The sequence below is a fragment of the Streptomyces sp. NBC_01363 genome (genome assembly GCF_026340595.1).
Taxonomy (GTDB): Bacteria; Actinomycetota; Actinomycetes; order Streptomycetales; family Streptomycetaceae; genus Streptomyces.
Window position 1 is genome coordinate 1696894 of the sequence record NZ_JAPEPF010000002.1, and the last position, 14746, is coordinate 1711639.

Genomic DNA, 14746 nt, shown 5'->3' on the forward strand with positions numbered 1-14746 from the left:
CGGCAATGACGGAAAATCTCCAGCTCCGAGGTGCTCACGCCGTCCCAGCGCCGGGCGGTCCGTGGTGACTCGTACCCGGCAGACGCACCCCGATGACGTCGTGCCCAGCACTCTCGACAAGGCCGCGGACGAGAACTTCCCCGTGGCCCCCTTCTTCCTGCCCCGCGCCTGGCGCGACGACCTGATGGCCGTCTACGGCTACGCCCGCCTCGTCGACGACATCGGCGACGGGGATCTCGCCCCCGGCGGTGCGGACGCCCGTCACCTCGGCCTCGATCCCGCGCAGACCGACGACCGGCTCGCCATGCTCGACGCCTTCGAGGTCGATCTGCGCCGGGTCTTCGACACCTCGGGCGGCGGCCCCCGCCACCCCCTGCTGCGCGCCCTGCGCCCCACCGTGCGGCGCTGCGCGCTCAGCCCGGAACCCTTCCTCGGCCTCATCGAGGCCAACCGGCAGGACCAGAAGGTCCGCCGTTACGGGACGTACGAGGAGCTCCTGGCCTACTGCGAGCTCTCCGCCAACCCCGTGGGCCGGCTGGTCCTGCAAATCACCGGAACCGCCAGCCCCGAACGCATCCGCCGCTCCGACGCCGTCTGCACCGCCCTGCAGATCGTCGAGCACCTCCAGGACGTCACCGAGGACCTCGGCCGCGACCGGATCTATCTCCCCGCCGACGACATGGCCCGGTTCCATGTCGCCGAGGCCGATCTCGCCGCCCCCTCGGGGGGCGCATCGGTGCGTTCACTGGTTGCGTACGAAGCGGAACGCGCTCGGGAACTGCTGAATGAAGGCACCCCTCTGGTGGGTAGCGTCCACGGCAGGCTCAGGCTGCTTCTCGCCGGATTCGTGGGAGGGGGGCGCGCCGCCCTCACCGCGATCGCGGCCGCCGGGTTCGACGTACTGCCCGGACCGCCCAAACCCACCAAGCCCAGCCTGCTGCGCGAGGTGGGAGTTGTCTTGCGAAAAGCGCGTAGAGAGGGGTGAGCCGGACCGTGGAGGGACAGACGACGTACATGTCGGCACCGGTACAGGCCGCATACAGTTACTGCGAGGCGGTCACCGGACAGCAGGCGCGTAACTTCGCGTACGGCATCAGACTGCTGCCGGCCGAGAAGCGACAGGCCATGTCGGCGCTGTACGCCTTCTCCCGTCGTGTCGACGACATCGGTGACGGCGAGCTGGACGCGGACACCAAGCGGACCCGCCTGGAGAGCACCCGCACCGTCCTGGACCGGATCCGGGCCGGAGCGGTCGACGAGGACGACACCGACCCGGTGGCCGTCGCGCTCGCCGACGCCGCGCACAGATTCCCGCTCCCGCTCGGCGGGCTCGACGAACTCATCGACGGCGTGCTGATGGACGTGCGCGGTGCGACGTACGAGACCTGGGACGACCTCAAGGTCTACTGCCGCTGTGTCGCGGGTGCCATCGGCCGTCTCAGCCTGGGCGTCTTCGGTACCGAGCCCGGCGCGCCGGGGGCCGACCGGGCCGCGGAGTACGCCGACACGCTCGGCCTCGCGCTCCAGCTGACCAACATCCTGCGCGACGTCCGCGAGGACGCGGGCAACGGGCGTACGTATCTGCCCGCCGACGACCTCGCCAAGTTCGGCTGCTCGGCCGGCTTCCACCGGGCCACACCACCGCCCGGCGCCGACTTCGCGGGCCTCGTCCACTTCGAGGTACGGCGCGCCCGCACCCTGTTCGCCGAGGGATACCGGCTGCTGCCCATGCTGGACCGGCGCAGCGGAGCCTGTGTCGCGGCCATGGCGGGCATCTACCGGCGGCTGCTCGACCGGATCGAGCGCGACCCCGAGGCGGTGCTGCGCGGCCGGGTCTCGCTGCCGGGCCACGAGAAGGCGTACGTGGCGGTGCGCGGTCTGTCGGGTCTCGACGCCCGGTACATCTCCCGGCGCACGGCCAGGGGGCGTGTCTGATGCGCCATGAGGACATCTCGCGCACCATGTGCAGCACGGGAACTCGATCCGCCCGGCGATCAACCCTGTGCCGTGCCGACGCGTCCCTGACTGAAGTGACCCGGCGAAAGGAGGACGCATGACGGACGACGCCCCGCGCCGCTCCCGCGCGGTCGTGATCGGCGGCGGCCTCGCCGGAATCACCTCGGCGCTGCGTCTCGCCGACGCCGGGCTTGACGTGACCCTGCTCGAAGGCCGGCCCCGGCTCGGCGGCCTCGCCTTCTCCTTCCGGCGCGGCGAACTGACGGTCGACAACGGACAGCATGTCTATCTGCGCTGCTGCACCGCCTACCGCTGGTTCCTCGACCGCGTGGACGGGGCGCGCCTCGCACCCCTGCAAAACCGTTTGGACGTGCCCGTTCTCGACGTCGGGCGGCCCTCGGGCCCCCGGCTGGGACGGCTGCGCCGCAACGCGCTGCCGGTGCCCTTCCACCTGGCCGCCGGACTGGCCGGCTATCCGCACCTCTCGCTCGCCGAGCGGGCGGGCGTCGGCCGCGCCGCACTGGCGCTCGGCCGCCTCGACCCCGACGACCCCGCGCTCGACGCCGTCGACTTCGGCAGCTGGCTCGCCCGGCACGGCCAGTCGCCGCGCACCATCGAGGCCCTGTGGGACCTGGTCGGCGTCGCCACGCTCAACGCCACGGCGCCGAACTCCTCGCTGGCCCTGGCCGCGAAGGTCTTCAAGACCGGACTCCTCTCCGAGCCCGGCGCCGCCGACATCGGCTGGGCGAGCGTGCCCCTCGGCGAGGTGCACGACACGCTGGCACGCAAGGCCCTCGACGCCGCCGGAGTCCGTACCGAACTGCGCACGAAGGCCTCCACCCTCACCCGTACGGCGGACGGCTGCTGGATCGTGGACACCGGCGGCGAACGGATCGAGGCGGACACCGTCGTCCTCGCCGTCCCGCAGCGAGAGACCCACGACCTGCTGCCCGAGGGCGCGCTCGACGAGCCCGAGCGGCTGCTCGCCATCGGCACGTCGCCGATCCTCAACGTGCACGTCGTCTACGACCGCAAGGTGCTGCGCCGCCCGTTCTTCGCCGCGCTCGGCTCCCCGGTCCAGTGGGTCTTCGACCGCACGGACGCCTCGGGCCTCACCGGCCCCGGGCAGTACCTCGCCGTCTCCCAGTCCGCCGCAGACGAGGAGATCGACCTCCCCGTCGCCGAGCTGCGCACCCGCTACCTGCCCGAGCTGGAGCGGCTCCTGCCGGCTGCCCGCGGAGCCGGCATCAGGGATTTCTTCGTCACCCGGGAGCGTACGGCGACCTTCGCCCCCGCTCCCGGCGTCGGCCGGCTGCGGCCGGGTGCCCGCACCCGCGTCCCCGGCCTCTGCCTGGCAGGGGCATGGACGGCCACCGGCTGGCCCGCGACGATGGAGGGCGCCGTCCGCAGCGGGTTCAACGCGGCGGACGCCGCGCTCCGGGCGCTCGGCCGCTCCCATGAACATCCGCTGCAGGAGGCGGCATGAGCAGTACCACCGGAACAAGAGGAGAGTCAGTGACCCCGGCGAATCCGGCTTTCGACACCGTGGCAGACACCACGGACGTCACCGCGCTTCTGGAGCGCGGACGGGCCCTTTCCACGCCGGTGCTCCGGGCCGCCGTTGACCGGCTCGCACCGCCCATGGACACCGTCGCCGCCTACCACTTCGGCTGGATCGACGCCCAGGGACAGCCCGCCGACGGAGACGGGGGCAAGGCCGTCCGTCCGGCCCTCGCCCTGCTGTCCGCGGAGGCCGCCGGCGCCGCCGCCGAGGCCGGCGTCCCCGGCGCCGTGGCCGTCGAACTCGTGCACAACTTCTCGCTGCTGCACGACGACCTGATGGACGGCGACGAACAGCGCCGCCACCGCGACACCGTCTGGAAGGTGCACGGCCCCGCCCAGGCGATCCTGGTCGGCGACGCGCTCTTCGCCCTCGCCAACGAGGTCCTGCTGGAGCTCGGCACCGTCGAGGCGGGCCGCGCGACCCGCAGGCTGACCGCGGCCAGCCGCAAGCTCATCGACGGGCAGGCCCAGGACATCTCCTACGAGCACCGCGAGCGGGTCACCGTCGAGGAGTGCCTGGAGATGGAGGGCAACAAGACCGGCGCCCTGCTCGCCTGCGCCTGCTCCATCGGCGCGGTCCTCGGCGGCGCCGACGACCGGACCGCCGACACCCTGGAGGCGTACGGATACCACCTCGGCCTCGCCTTCCAGGCCGTCGACGATCTGCTCGGCATCTGGGGCGACCCCGAGTCCACCGGCAAGCAGACCTGGAGCGACCTGCGCCAGCGCAAGAAGTCCCTGCCGGTCGTCGCCGCGCTCGCCGCGGGCGGCCCGGCGTCGGAGCGCCTGGGCGAGCTGCTCGCGGCCGACGCCAAGAGCAGCGAATTCGACAGCTTCTCCGAAGAGGAGTTCGCCGCCCGTGCGGCACTCATCGAGGAGGCGGGCGGCCGCGAGTGGACCGCCCAGGAGGCCCGTCGGCAGCATGCGGTCGCCATCGAGGCACTGCACCGCGTCGACATGCCGCAGACCGTGCGGGCGCAGCTCACGGCGCTCGCGGACTTCGTCGTCGTACGAAAGAGATGATCACTATCTGCTCCATATGACTCGCAGTCGCCGGCCGGTGCCCGTATCAGGCACCGGCCGACGGAGACCCCAGCACAGCAGAGGACAAAACTGCACGAAGGGGAAGCCATGACAGCGACGACCGACGGAAGCACCGGGGCCGTGAACCCCCGCGCAGCCTCGGCCAGTGAACCGACCGACACAACCCTCGCCGCGGACGGCGTGTTCACCGCCGCGCGGCAGGCCGCGGAACGCTCGGTGGAGCACCTCCTCGGCAGGCAGGACGAGCAGGGCTGGTGGAAGGGCGACCTCGCCACCAACGTCACCATGGACGCCGAGGACCTGCTGCTCCGTCAGTTCCTCGGAATCCAGGACCCGGCCACTGTCCAGGCGGCCGGCCGCTTCATCCGCGGCGAACAGCTGGGCGACGGCACCTGGGCCACCTTCCACGGCGGCCCCGGCGAACTCTCCACCACCATCGAGGCGTACGTGGCCCTGCGGCTGGCCGGAGACCGGCCGGACGATCCGCACATGGCCCGCGCCTCGGCCTGGATCAGGGCGCAGGGCGGAATCGCCGCCGGCCGGGTCTTCACCCGGATCTGGCTCGCCCTCTTCGGCTGGTGGAAATGGGACGACCTGCCGGAACTCCCGCCCGAGCTGATGTTCTTCCCCAAATGGGCCCCGCTCAACATCTACGACTTCGGCTGCTGGGCCCGCCAGACCATCGTGCCGCTCACCATCGTCTCGGCGAAGCGGCCGGTACGCCCGGCGCCCTTCCCGCTCGACGAACTGCACACCGACGCACGCAATCCGAACCCGCCCAGGCGCGCCGCACCGGCCGCGAGCTGGGACGGCGTCTTCCAGCGCCTGGACAAGGCGCTGCACGTCTACCACCGGATCGCACCGCGCAAGCTGCGCCGGACCGCGATGAACGCCGCGGCCCGCTGGATCATCGAACGTCAGGAGAACGACGGCTGCTGGGGCGGCATCCAACCGCCCGCCGTGTACTCCGTCATCGCCCTGCATCTGCTCGGCTACGACCTGGACCACCCGGTGATGCGGGCCGGACTCGAATCGCTCGACCGGTTCGCCGTGTGGCGCGAGGACGGCGCCCGCATGATCGAGGCCTGTCAGTCCCCGGTGTGGGACACCTGCCTCGCCACCATCGCGCTCGCCGACGCCGGGGTCAGCCCCGACCACCCGGCGCTCGTGAAGGCCGCGGACTGGATGCTCGGCGAGGAGATCGTCCGGCCCGGCGACTGGTCCGTGCGCCGCCCCCGGCTCAACCCGGGCGGCTGGGCCTTCGAGTTCCACAACGACAACTACCCGGACATCGACGACACCGCCGAGGTGGTCCTCGCACTGCGCCGGGTCCGCCACCCGGACCGGGCGCGCATCGAGGCCGCCATCAGACGCGGAGTCCGCTGGAACATCGGTATGCAGTCCCGCAACGGGGCCTGGGGCGCCTTCGACGCGGACAACACCAGCGCGTTCCCCAACCGGTTGCCGTTCTGCGACTTCGGCGAGGTCATCGACCCGCCGTCCGCCGATGTCACCGGGCACGTGGTGGAGATGCTCGCCGTCGAGGGGCGGTCCGGTCACCGCGTCACCCGGCGGGGCATCGAGTGGCTGCTCGCCGAACAGGAGGCGAGCGGTGCCTGGTTCGGCCGCTGGGGCGTCAACTACGTATACGGCACAGGGTCGGTGGTCCCCGCGCTGGTGGCCGCCGGGCTGCCCGTGACGCACCCGGCGGTCCGCCGCGCGGTCGGCTGGCTGGAGTCCGTGCAGAACGACGACGGCGGCTGGGGCGAGGACCTGCGCTCCTACCGGGAGGAGAAGTGGATCGGGCACGGCGCCTCGACCGCCTCCCAGACCGCCTGGGCGCTGCTCGCACTGCTCGCCGCGGGACGGCGGGACAGCAGGGCCGTACAGCGGGGAGTGACCTGGCTCAGCGAGACGCAGCAGGCCGACGGCTCCTGGGACGAGCCGTACTTCACGGGCACCGGATTCCCGTGGGACTTCTCCATCAACTACCACCTCTACCGCCAGGTGTTCCCGCTCACCGCACTCGGGCGGTACGTGTACGGCGAACCGTTCGCCGACCGCACGGCCACCCGCAAGGGGGCCTGATGGCCGACGGGCCGGGGCCGGCCGGCCCCGCGGCGCCGCTGCTGATCGCCTGCGCGCTCGGCATCGAGCAGTTCGCCCTGCGCAGCGGCCGGGGCAGGGCCGGTGCCGCTTTGGGCCCGGTGACCGTGCTCCGTACGGGCATGGGTCCCAAAGCCGCCGAGGCGGCCGTCTCACGGGCGCTCGGTCAGGACCGGGCGCCCGGCACGGCGGTCGTCGCCTCCGGGTTCTGCGCCGGGCTGGTGCCCGGAATGCACCCCGGGGACCTGGTGGTCGCCGACGAGACCCGGGAGGACGGGGACTCGACGGTCTGCACCGGTCCGGGCCTGCTCGCCGAGGCTCTGGCCAGGGCGGTGCCCGGCCGCGCCGTCCACACCGGTCCGTTGACCGGCTCCGCCCATGTCGTACGCGGACATGAGCGGGCCGAGCTGCGGGCCACCGGAGCGATCGCGGTGGACATGGAGTCCGCCGCCACTCTGCGCACCGCCCTGCGGTCCGGGCCACGCCCGGTTGCCGCCGTACGGGTGATCGTGGATGCTCCGGAGCATGAGCTCGTCCGAATCGGCACGATACGCGGTGGAATATCAGCTTTCAGGGTTCTCCGTGCCGTCCTGCCGGCTTTCTACGAATGGCACCGATCTTTGCTGCTCCCCAGGAGGTGAGCCAGATGGCCATGCCGCTCCGTCAGTCCATCAAGGTTGCGACGTACCTCATTGAACAGAAGCTCCGTAGGCGGGAGAAATTCCCGCTCATCGTGGAACTGGAGCCGTTGTACGCCTGCAATCTCGCGTGCGAGGGCTGCGGGAAGATCCAGCATCCGGCCGGCGTGCTCAAGCAGCGCATGCCGGTGGCCCAGGCCGTGGGCGCCGTGCTCGAATCGGGTGCCCCGATGGTTTCCATCGCGGGCGGCGAACCGCTCATGCATCCGCAGATCGATGAAATCGTCCGGCAGCTGGTGGCGCGGAAGAAATACGTCTTCCTGTGCACCAACGCGATGCTGCTGCGGAAGAAGATCGAGAAATTCACTCCCTCGCCGTACTTCGCCTTCGCCGTGCACATCGACGGGCTGCGTGAACGGCACGACGAATCGGTCGCCAAGGAAGGCGTCTTCGACGAGGCCGTGGCGGCGATGAAGGAGGCCAAGCGGCGCGGCTTCCGGGTCACCACGAATTCCACCTTCTTCAACACCGACACCCCGCAGACCATCATCGAGGTCCTCAACTACCTCAATGACGACCTGAAGGTCGACGAGATGATGATCTCGCCCGCCTACGCCTACGAGAAGGCACCCGACCAGGAGCACTTCCTGGGCGTCGAGCAGACCCGCGAACTGTTCAAGAAGTCGTTCGCGGGCGGCAACCGGGCCCGCTGGCGGCTGAACCACTCGCCGCTCTTCCTGGACTTCCTGGAAGGCAAGGCGGACTTCCCGTGCACGGCCTGGGCCATCCCGAACTATTCGCTCTTCGGCTGGCAGCGGCCCTGCTACCTGATGAGCGACGGCTACGTGCCGACGTACCGTCAGCTCATCGAGGAGACCGACTGGGACAAGTACGGCCGGGGCAAGGACCCGCGCTGCGCCAACTGCATGGCGCACTGCGGATACGAGCCCACCGCCGTGCTCGCCACCATGGGATCGCTGAAGGAATCCCTGCGCGCGGCGCGCGACACCGTCTCCGGGAGCCGGTGACGTCATGACTGCTGGAGGGCCGGTTTCACTGGGTCTCCCCGAGCTGCCGGCCCGGCCGCTCGCGATGCGCCGCCACTCGCGGCGCATCCAGGTCGGGTCGGTTGCGGTGGGCGGGGACGCGCCGGTGTCGGTGCAGTCGATGACCACGACGCGTACGTCGGACGTGGGTGCGACGTTGCAGCAGATCGCGGAGCTGACGGCGTCGGGCTGTCAGATCGTGCGGGTGGCGTGTCCGACGCAGGACGACGCGGACGCGTTGGCGGTGATCGCGAGGAAGTCGCAGATCCCGGTGATCGCGGATATTCATTTCCAGCCGAAGTATGTGTTCGCGGCGATCGATGCGGGCTGTGCGGCGGTGCGGGTGAATCCGGGGAACATCAAGCAGTTCGACGACAAGGTGAAGGAGATCGCGCGGGCGGCGAACGATGCGGGGACGCCGATCCGGATCGGTGTGAACGCGGGTTCGCTGGATGCGCGGTTGCTGGCGAAGTACGGGAAGGCGACTCCCGAGGCGTTGGTGGAGTCGGCGTTGTGGGAGGCGTCGCTCTTCGAGGAGCACGGTTTCAGGGACATCAAGATCTCGGTGAAGCACAATGATCCGGTGGTGATGGTGAATGCGTACCGTCAGCTGGCGGCTCGTTGTGACTATCCGCTGCATCTGGGTGTGACGGAGGCGGGTCCGGCGTTCCAGGGGACGATCAAGTCGGCGGTGGCGTTCGGTGCGTTGCTGTCGGAGGGGATCGGGGACACGATCCGGGTGTCGTTGTCGGCGCCGCCGGTCGAGGAGGTCAAGGTCGGTATCCAGATCCTGGAGTCGTTGAACCTGAGGCAGCGGCGGCTGGAGATCGTGTCGTGTCCGTCGTGCGGGCGGGCGCAGGTGGATGTGTACAAGCTGGCGGATCAGGTGTCGGCGGGTCTTGAGGGCATGGAGGTGCCGTTGCGGGTGGCCGTGATGGGCTGTGTCGTCAATGGTCCGGGTGAGGCGCGTGAGGCGGATCTGGGTGTTGCCTCGGGCAATGGCAAGGGGCAGATCTTCGTGAAGGGCGAGGTCATCAAGACGGTGCCCGAGTCGAAGATCGTCGAGACGCTGATCGAAGAGGCCATGAAGATCGCCGAGGGCATGGAAGGGGCGGGGGCGCCGTCGGGGGTTCCCGCCGTCACCGTGAGCTGAAACAGAACCAGAGAGGGGGCCCGAGCGTGACGATTCTGGAAAGCATCCGGGGGCCGCACGATCTCAAGGCGCTGAACGAAGCACAACTCGACGAACTCGCCGGGGACATCAGGCAGTTCCTCATCCAGGCGGTGGCCAGGACCGGCGGTCATCTGGGGCCCAACCTCGGGGTGGTGGAGCTCTCCATCGCCCTGCACCGGACCTTCGACTCGCCCGTCGACCGCATCCTCTGGGACACCGGGCACCAGAGCTATGTGCACAAACTGCTCACCGGGCGGCAGGACTTCTCCAAGCTGCGCCGCAAGGGGGGCCTGTCCGGATACCCGTCCCGGGAGGAGTCCGAGCACGACGTCATCGAGAACTCGCACGCCTCGACCGTCCTCGGCTGGGCCGACGGCATCGCCAAGGCCCATCAGGTGCGGGGACGGAGCGACCACGTCGTGGCCGTCATCGGCGACGGGGCCCTCACCGGCGGGATGGCCTGGGAGGCGCTCAACAACATCGCGGCCGCGCGCGACCGGCCGCTGATCATCGTGGTGAACGACAACGAGCGTTCCTACGGCCCCACGATCGGCGGCCTCGCCGACCACCTCGCCACCCTCCGTACCACCGACGGATACGAACGCTTCCTCTCCTGGGGCAAGGACGTGCTCCGGCAGACGCCCGTCATCGGACAGCCGCTGTACGAGTCGCTGCACGGCGCGAAGAAGGGGTTCAAGGACGCCTTCGCCCCGCAGGGCCTGTTCGAGGACCTCGGGCTCAAGTACGTCGGGCCGATCGACGGCCACGACATCGCGGCCGTCGAATCCGCCCTGCACCGGGCGAAACGCTTCCACGGCCCGGTGCTGGTGCACTGCCTCACCGAGAAGGGCCGCGGCTACCCGCCCGCGCTCCGGGACGATGCCGACCGCTTCCACACCGTCGGCGCGATGGACCCGCTGACCTGCGCACCGCTCCTTCCGGCCGGCGGGCCTTCCTGGACCTCGGTGTTCGGGGACGAGATCGCCGCGATCGGTGCTGAGCGGCCGGACGTCGTGGCCATCACGGCGGCGATGCTGCACCCCGTCGGACTGACGAAGTTCGCCGAGGCGTTCCCCGACCGGGTCTGGGACGTCGGCATCGCCGAGCAGCATGCCGCCGTGTCCGCGGCGGGACTGGCCACCGGCGGTCTGCACCCGGTCGTCGCCGTCTACGCCACCTTCCTCAACCGGGCCTTCGACCAGCTGCTGATGGATGTCGCGCTGCACCGGTGCGGGGTGACCTTCGTCCTCGACCGGGCCGGCGTCACCGGACTCGACGGGGCCTCGCACAACGGCATGTGGGACATGTCTGTGCTCCAGGTCGTCCCCGGGCTGCGGCTCGCGGCCCCGCGCGACGCCGGTGAACTCCGGGCCCAGCTCCGTGAGGCCGTCGCCGTCGACGACGCGCCCACCGTGATCCGGTTCCCCAAGGAGTCGGTGGGGGAGCCGGTCCCGGCGATCGGCAGGATCGGCGCCATGGACGTGCTGCACCGGGCACAGGACCCCGATGTACTCCTCGTGGCCGTCGGCGTGCTCGCCCCGGTCTGCCTGAAGGCCGCCGATCTGCTGACCGGGGCCGGGGTCCGCTGCACGGTCGTCGACCCCCGCTGGGTCAAGCCGGTCGACGAGGAACTGCCCCCGCTCGCCGCACGGCACCGGCTGGTCGCCGTCGTCGAGGACAACAGCCGGGCAGGGGGCGTCGGCTCGGCGGTCGGACAGGCGCTGCGGGACGCCGGGGTCGACGTACCGCTGCGGACGTTCGGCATCCCCGAGCAGTTCCTCGCGCACGGCAAGCGTGCCGAGGTGCTGGCCGACATCGGGCTCACCCCGGTCGAGATCGCCGGACGGATCAGCGCCGCACTGGCCGCCAAGGAGGCGGCGACAAGGACCGGGGAGAGCGGGGAATGAACGACGACGGGCCCAAGGGCTTCGACCTGGCGCGGCTCCTCGCGGAGCGCGGCGCCGAGCGCTACGAGCTGCACACCAAGTACCTCAACCACCAGCTGCCCCGGATGCTCCACACCATCGGCTTCGACAAGGTCTACGAACGGGCCGAGGGCGCACACTTCTGGGACGCGGACGGCAACGACTACCTCGACATGCTCGCCGGATTCGGCGTGATGGGACTCGGCCGGCACCACCCCGTCGTACGCAAGGCCCTGCACGACGTCCTGGACGCCTCGCTCGCCGACCTCACCCGCTTCGACTGCCAGCCGCTGCCCGGACTGCTGGCCGAGAAGCTGCTCGCGCACAGCCCGCACCTGGACCGGGTCTTCTTCGGCAACAGCGGCACGGAAGCGGTCGAGACGGCCCTGAAGTTCGCCCGATACGCCACCGGCAGGCCCAGGATCCTCTACTGCACCCACGCCTTCCACGGGCTCACGACCGGCTCCCTCTCGGTCAACGGGGAGGACGGCTTCCGGGACGGCTTCGCACCCCTGCTGCCGGACACCGCCATCGGGCTCGGTGATCTCGACGCACTGCGGCGCGAGCTGAAGCGCGGGGACGTGGCGGCGCTGGTCGTCGAGCCGATCCAGGGCAAGGGCGTCCACGCCGCGCCCCCCGGCTTCCTGCGGGACGCGCAGGAGCTGTTGCACCGGCACAAGGCCCTGCTCATCGCCGACGAGGTGCAGACCGGCCTCGGCCGGACCGGCGACTTCTACGCGTACCAGGACGAGGAGGGTGTCGAGCCCGATCTGGTCTGTGTCGCCAAGGCCCTCTCCGGCGGCTATGTGCCGGTCGGGGCGACCCTGGGCAAGGACTGGATCTTCCGGCGCGTCTACTCGTCCATGGACCGGGTCCTGGTCCACTCCGCGAGCTTCGGCTCCAATGCCCAGGCGATGGCGGCCGGGCTCGCGGTCCTCGCGGTGATGGAGGACGAGGAGACCGTCGCCCATGCGCGCCGCACCGGTGAGCTGCTGCGGGAGCGCCTGACCGCACTGGTCGACCGTTACGAGCTGCTGCACGAGGTGCGCGGGCGTGGGCTGATGATCGGCATCGAGTTCGGCCGGCCGTCGTCGCTCAAGCTGCGCAGCCGCTGGGCCATGCTGCAGGCGGCCCGCAAGGGACTCTTCGCACAGATGGTGGTGGTGCCGCTGCTCCAGAAGCACCGCGTCCTCACCCAGGTCTCGGGCGACCATCTGGAAGTGATCAAGCTGATTCCGCCACTGGTGATCGACGAGTCGGACGTCGACCGGTTCGTCACGGCGTTCACGGCGGTGATGGACGACGCGCACAGCGGCGGCGGGCTGATGTGGGACTTCGGCAGGACGCTGGTGAAACAGGCTGTCGCCAACCGCTGACCATTTTGCCTGAGAGGCAAGTAATTTGCCTCTCAGGCAGGATCCTGGCCCAATGGGTACATGAATCCTCCAGACGGAGGGGCGGCCGACGAGCTGCCCGGAGTCGCACCACGCCTGCGCGACCTGCGCCGGAGCCGTGGTCTCACCCTGGAGACCGCCGCTCAGCGGGCGGGGCTCTCACCCGCCCATCTCTCCCGGCTCGAAACGGGACGCCGCCAGCCTTCGCTGCCGATGCTCCTCGGTCTTGCCAGGATCTACGGTACGACAGTCTCCGAACTGCTCGGCGAGACGCCCCCGGAACGTGACGCGATCATCCGCGGCGGAAAGTTCGAAGGGGCCGAGGCCGACGGCTGGATGTACCGGCAGGCCGGCGGTTCCGGCCGGGCCATGCAGGCGCTCCGCGTCCGGGTCCCGCACGGCGCACAGGGCGATCTCGTGCGCGTCCACCCCGGCGAGGAATGGCTGTACGTGCTCGCCGGGCACCTCCGGGTCTGGCTCGGGGACACCGTGCACGATCTCGCCCCCGGTGACAGCGCGCACTTCGACTCGCTCACCCCGCACCGGATCACGGCCGTCGACCGTGACGGTGCCGAGCTGCTCTTCGTCCACACCCTGCTGCAGAGCCCCGCTGCCGAGCTGTGCCTCGGCAGCGGAATCCACCGTCGCTGAGACCGGTCCGTCCGGTCGCCAGAGAGGACTGTCATGTCCGATTCAGAGAACTTCGACCCGCTCGGGTCCAGGAAGAAGTACGAGGCGCAGGAGCGGAAGTTCCCGCGCGGTGTGGTGATCCGGCTGTTCGCCTACCTCATCGCCGGACACATCTTCGCGGCCTTCCTCTACCTGCTCTTCGCGGTGGCCGGCAAGGGCTGACCACCGCTGTCCGGCGGGCCCGGCTACGCCTCGTCGAGGAGCCGGTCGCGCAGCCGCTCACGGGCCTCGGGAGCGAGCTTCAGGCCCTCGGAGAAGTAGCGCTCAGTGCCGCCCCAGGTCTCGTCGATGGTGGCGAACGCCGCGGTGAGGTACTCGGCATGGGCGCCGAAGAGCGGATTCAGCAGTTCCATCACCTCGGCCGACATGCCGTCCGCCGAGGTGTCGCTGCGGCGCACCTTGTAGCGGCGGTGGGCGTCGTTGGACTTCAGGTAGTCGGCCTCGATGGCATCGCGCTCGACGCCGACGGCGAGCAGTGACACCGCGATCGACAGACCGGCCCGATCCTTGCCCGCCGCGCAGTGCATCAGGGCGGGCACGCCGTCCTCGGCCAGGGCGTGCAGGACCCGGCTGTGCTCGGCGGTGCGGTCCCGGATGATCGAGCGGTACGAGGCGATCATCCGGTTCGCGCCCTTGCCGTCGGCCAGGATCGAGCGCAGCTGGGCGACATCGCCGTCGCGGACCATGTGCCAGAACTCCGAGCCGTCGGCCGGGTCGGAGAGCGGGATGCTCACATTCCGTACGCCCGGCAGCTCCACGTCCAGGCCGTCGAGCCTGCGGTCGGCGTCGTTGCGGAAGTCGAAGATCGTGTGCAGACCGAGGCCGCCGAGGAAGGAGGCGTCCTCGGCGGTGGCATGTGCGAGGTGACCACTGCGGAAGAGCCGTCCGTGCCGCACCCGCCGGCCGTCCACGGTGGGCAGCCCGCCCACATCGCGGAAGTTGCGGACGCCCGCCAGCTCGGGTTCCGTCGACGGTATCTGCGGCAACTGCTCCGTCACAGCGACTCCTGGTGTGTCTGGTGCCGACGCGAGTCGCCGGCAAGGCCACTCCCGCGACGATACGACATTGATTCCTCAGGCAATCATCTCGGCCTTTCCCTGTCGATACCTGGGCGAACTCCTTTGCTCCCGCGGCGAAACCGCCCGGTGAATTCCTTGCCAGGCCGTTGCCCACGCCCCACCGATGGTCGATGATGTGCGGAACTGTTGGA

13 protein-coding genes are annotated in these 14746 nt (G+C 70.4%); 12 read left to right on the plus strand and 1 reads right to left on the minus strand.

The genetic code is table 11. The features are described from left to right. Window positions 1-64: 64 nt before the first annotated feature. From hpnC to OG611_RS35540, 12 genes are all read left to right on the plus strand, one after another. Complete coding sequence (gene hpnC / locus OG611_RS35485) at window positions 65-985, plus strand: squalene synthase HpnC (RefSeq protein ID WP_266431396.1); 921 nt, start codon at window positions 65-67, stop codon at window positions 983-985. A gap of 29 nt (window positions 986-1014) precedes the next feature. Then, entirely contained in the window at window positions 1015-1935 is a 921-nt protein-coding gene (gene hpnD, locus OG611_RS35490) for a presqualene diphosphate synthase HpnD (RefSeq protein WP_266429764.1), read from the plus strand. A gap of 118 nt (window positions 1936-2053) precedes the next feature. Continuing rightward, entirely contained in the window at window positions 2054-3442 is a 1389-nt protein-coding gene (gene hpnE / locus OG611_RS35495; RefSeq protein ID WP_266429767.1) for a hydroxysqualene dehydroxylase HpnE, read from the plus strand. Beyond that, entirely contained in the window at window positions 3439-4542 is a 1104-nt protein-coding gene (locus tag OG611_RS35500; protein ID WP_266429770.1) for a polyprenyl synthetase family protein, read from the plus strand. The genes hpnE and OG611_RS35500 overlap by 4 nt, the downstream gene beginning before the upstream one ends. Window positions 4543-4650: 108 nt before the next feature. Next, the gene (shc, locus tag OG611_RS35505; protein WP_266429773.1) at window positions 4651-6651 is read left to right on the plus strand and encodes a squalene--hopene cyclase; all 2001 of its coding nucleotides are present in this window, start codon (window positions 4651-4653) and stop codon (window positions 6649-6651) included. Next, the gene (locus tag OG611_RS35510; RefSeq protein ID WP_266429776.1) at window positions 6651-7310 is read left to right on the plus strand and encodes a 1-hydroxy-2-methyl-2-butenyl 4-diphosphate reductase; all 660 of its coding nucleotides are present in this window, start codon (window positions 6651-6653) and stop codon (window positions 7308-7310) included. The genes shc and OG611_RS35510 overlap by 1 nt, the downstream gene beginning before the upstream one ends. 5 nt (window positions 7311-7315) lie before the next feature. Continuing rightward, on the plus strand, window positions 7316-8335 hold the full coding sequence (gene hpnH, locus OG611_RS35515; protein ID WP_266429778.1) for an adenosyl-hopene transferase HpnH: 1020 nt from the start codon (window positions 7316-7318) through the stop codon (window positions 8333-8335). Between the two features lie 4 nt (window positions 8336-8339). Further along, window positions 8340-9506: a flavodoxin-dependent (E)-4-hydroxy-3-methylbut-2-enyl-diphosphate synthase gene (ispG, locus tag OG611_RS35520; RefSeq protein ID WP_266429780.1), complete on the plus strand. Its 1167-nt coding sequence runs from the start codon at window positions 8340-8342 to the stop codon at window positions 9504-9506. Between the two features lie 26 nt (window positions 9507-9532). Beyond that, entirely contained in the window at window positions 9533-11434 is a 1902-nt protein-coding gene (gene dxs / locus OG611_RS35525) for a 1-deoxy-D-xylulose-5-phosphate synthase (protein ID WP_266429783.1), read from the plus strand. Beyond that, window positions 11431-12828 carry an aspartate aminotransferase family protein gene (locus tag OG611_RS35530; RefSeq protein WP_266429786.1) on the plus strand — a complete coding sequence of 466 codons (1398 nt, stop codon included), beginning with the start codon at window positions 11431-11433 and terminating at the stop codon, window positions 12826-12828. Before dxs ends, OG611_RS35530 begins: the two co-directional genes overlap by 4 nt. Before the next feature lie 60 nt (window positions 12829-12888). Continuing rightward, the gene (locus tag OG611_RS35535; RefSeq protein WP_266429789.1) at window positions 12889-13497 is read left to right on the plus strand and encodes a helix-turn-helix domain-containing protein; all 609 of its coding nucleotides are present in this window, start codon (window positions 12889-12891) and stop codon (window positions 13495-13497) included. 33 nt (window positions 13498-13530) lie between these two features. Continuing rightward, window positions 13531-13698 carry a DUF6126 family protein gene (locus OG611_RS35540; protein WP_266429792.1) on the plus strand — a complete coding sequence of 56 codons (168 nt, stop codon included), beginning with the start codon at window positions 13531-13533 and terminating at the stop codon, window positions 13696-13698. Between the two features lie 23 nt (window positions 13699-13721). Here the strand turns inward: OG611_RS35540 and OG611_RS35545 are convergent, their stop codons facing one another. Further along, window positions 13722-14534, minus strand: coding sequence for a tyrosine-protein phosphatase (locus OG611_RS35545; protein WP_266429794.1), 813 nt, complete (start codon window positions 14532-14534; stop codon window positions 13722-13724). Between the last annotated feature and the right edge of the window lie 212 nt (window positions 14535-14746).

Bases quoted from the DNA above. Each gene is read 5' to 3' on its own strand.
- ispG (WP_266429780.1), top strand. From the start codon at position 8,340: ATGACTGCTGGAGGGCCGGTTTCACTGGGTCTCCCCGAGCTGCCGGCC.
- hpnD (WP_266429764.1), top strand. From the start codon at position 1,015: ATGTCGGCACCGGTACAGGCCGCATACAGTTACTGCGAGGCGGTCACC.
- OG611_RS35500 (WP_266429770.1), top strand. From the start codon at position 3,439: ATGAGCAGTACCACCGGAACAAGAGGAGAGTCAGTGACCCCGGCGAAT.
- OG611_RS35535 (WP_266429789.1), top strand. From the start codon at position 12,889: ATGAATCCTCCAGACGGAGGGGCGGCCGACGAGCTGCCCGGAGTCGCA.
- hpnE (WP_266429767.1), top strand. From the start codon at position 2,054: ATGACGGACGACGCCCCGCGCCGCTCCCGCGCGGTCGTGATCGGCGGC.
- OG611_RS35540 (WP_266429792.1), top strand. From the start codon at position 13,531: ATGTCCGATTCAGAGAACTTCGACCCGCTCGGGTCCAGGAAGAAGTAC.
- OG611_RS35530 (WP_266429786.1), top strand. From the start codon at position 11,431: ATGAACGACGACGGGCCCAAGGGCTTCGACCTGGCGCGGCTCCTCGCG.
- shc (WP_266429773.1), top strand. From the start codon at position 4,651: ATGACAGCGACGACCGACGGAAGCACCGGGGCCGTGAACCCCCGCGCA.
- hpnH (WP_266429778.1), top strand. From the start codon at position 7,316: ATGGCCATGCCGCTCCGTCAGTCCATCAAGGTTGCGACGTACCTCATT.
- OG611_RS35510 (WP_266429776.1), top strand. From the start codon at position 6,651: ATGGCCGACGGGCCGGGGCCGGCCGGCCCCGCGGCGCCGCTGCTGATC.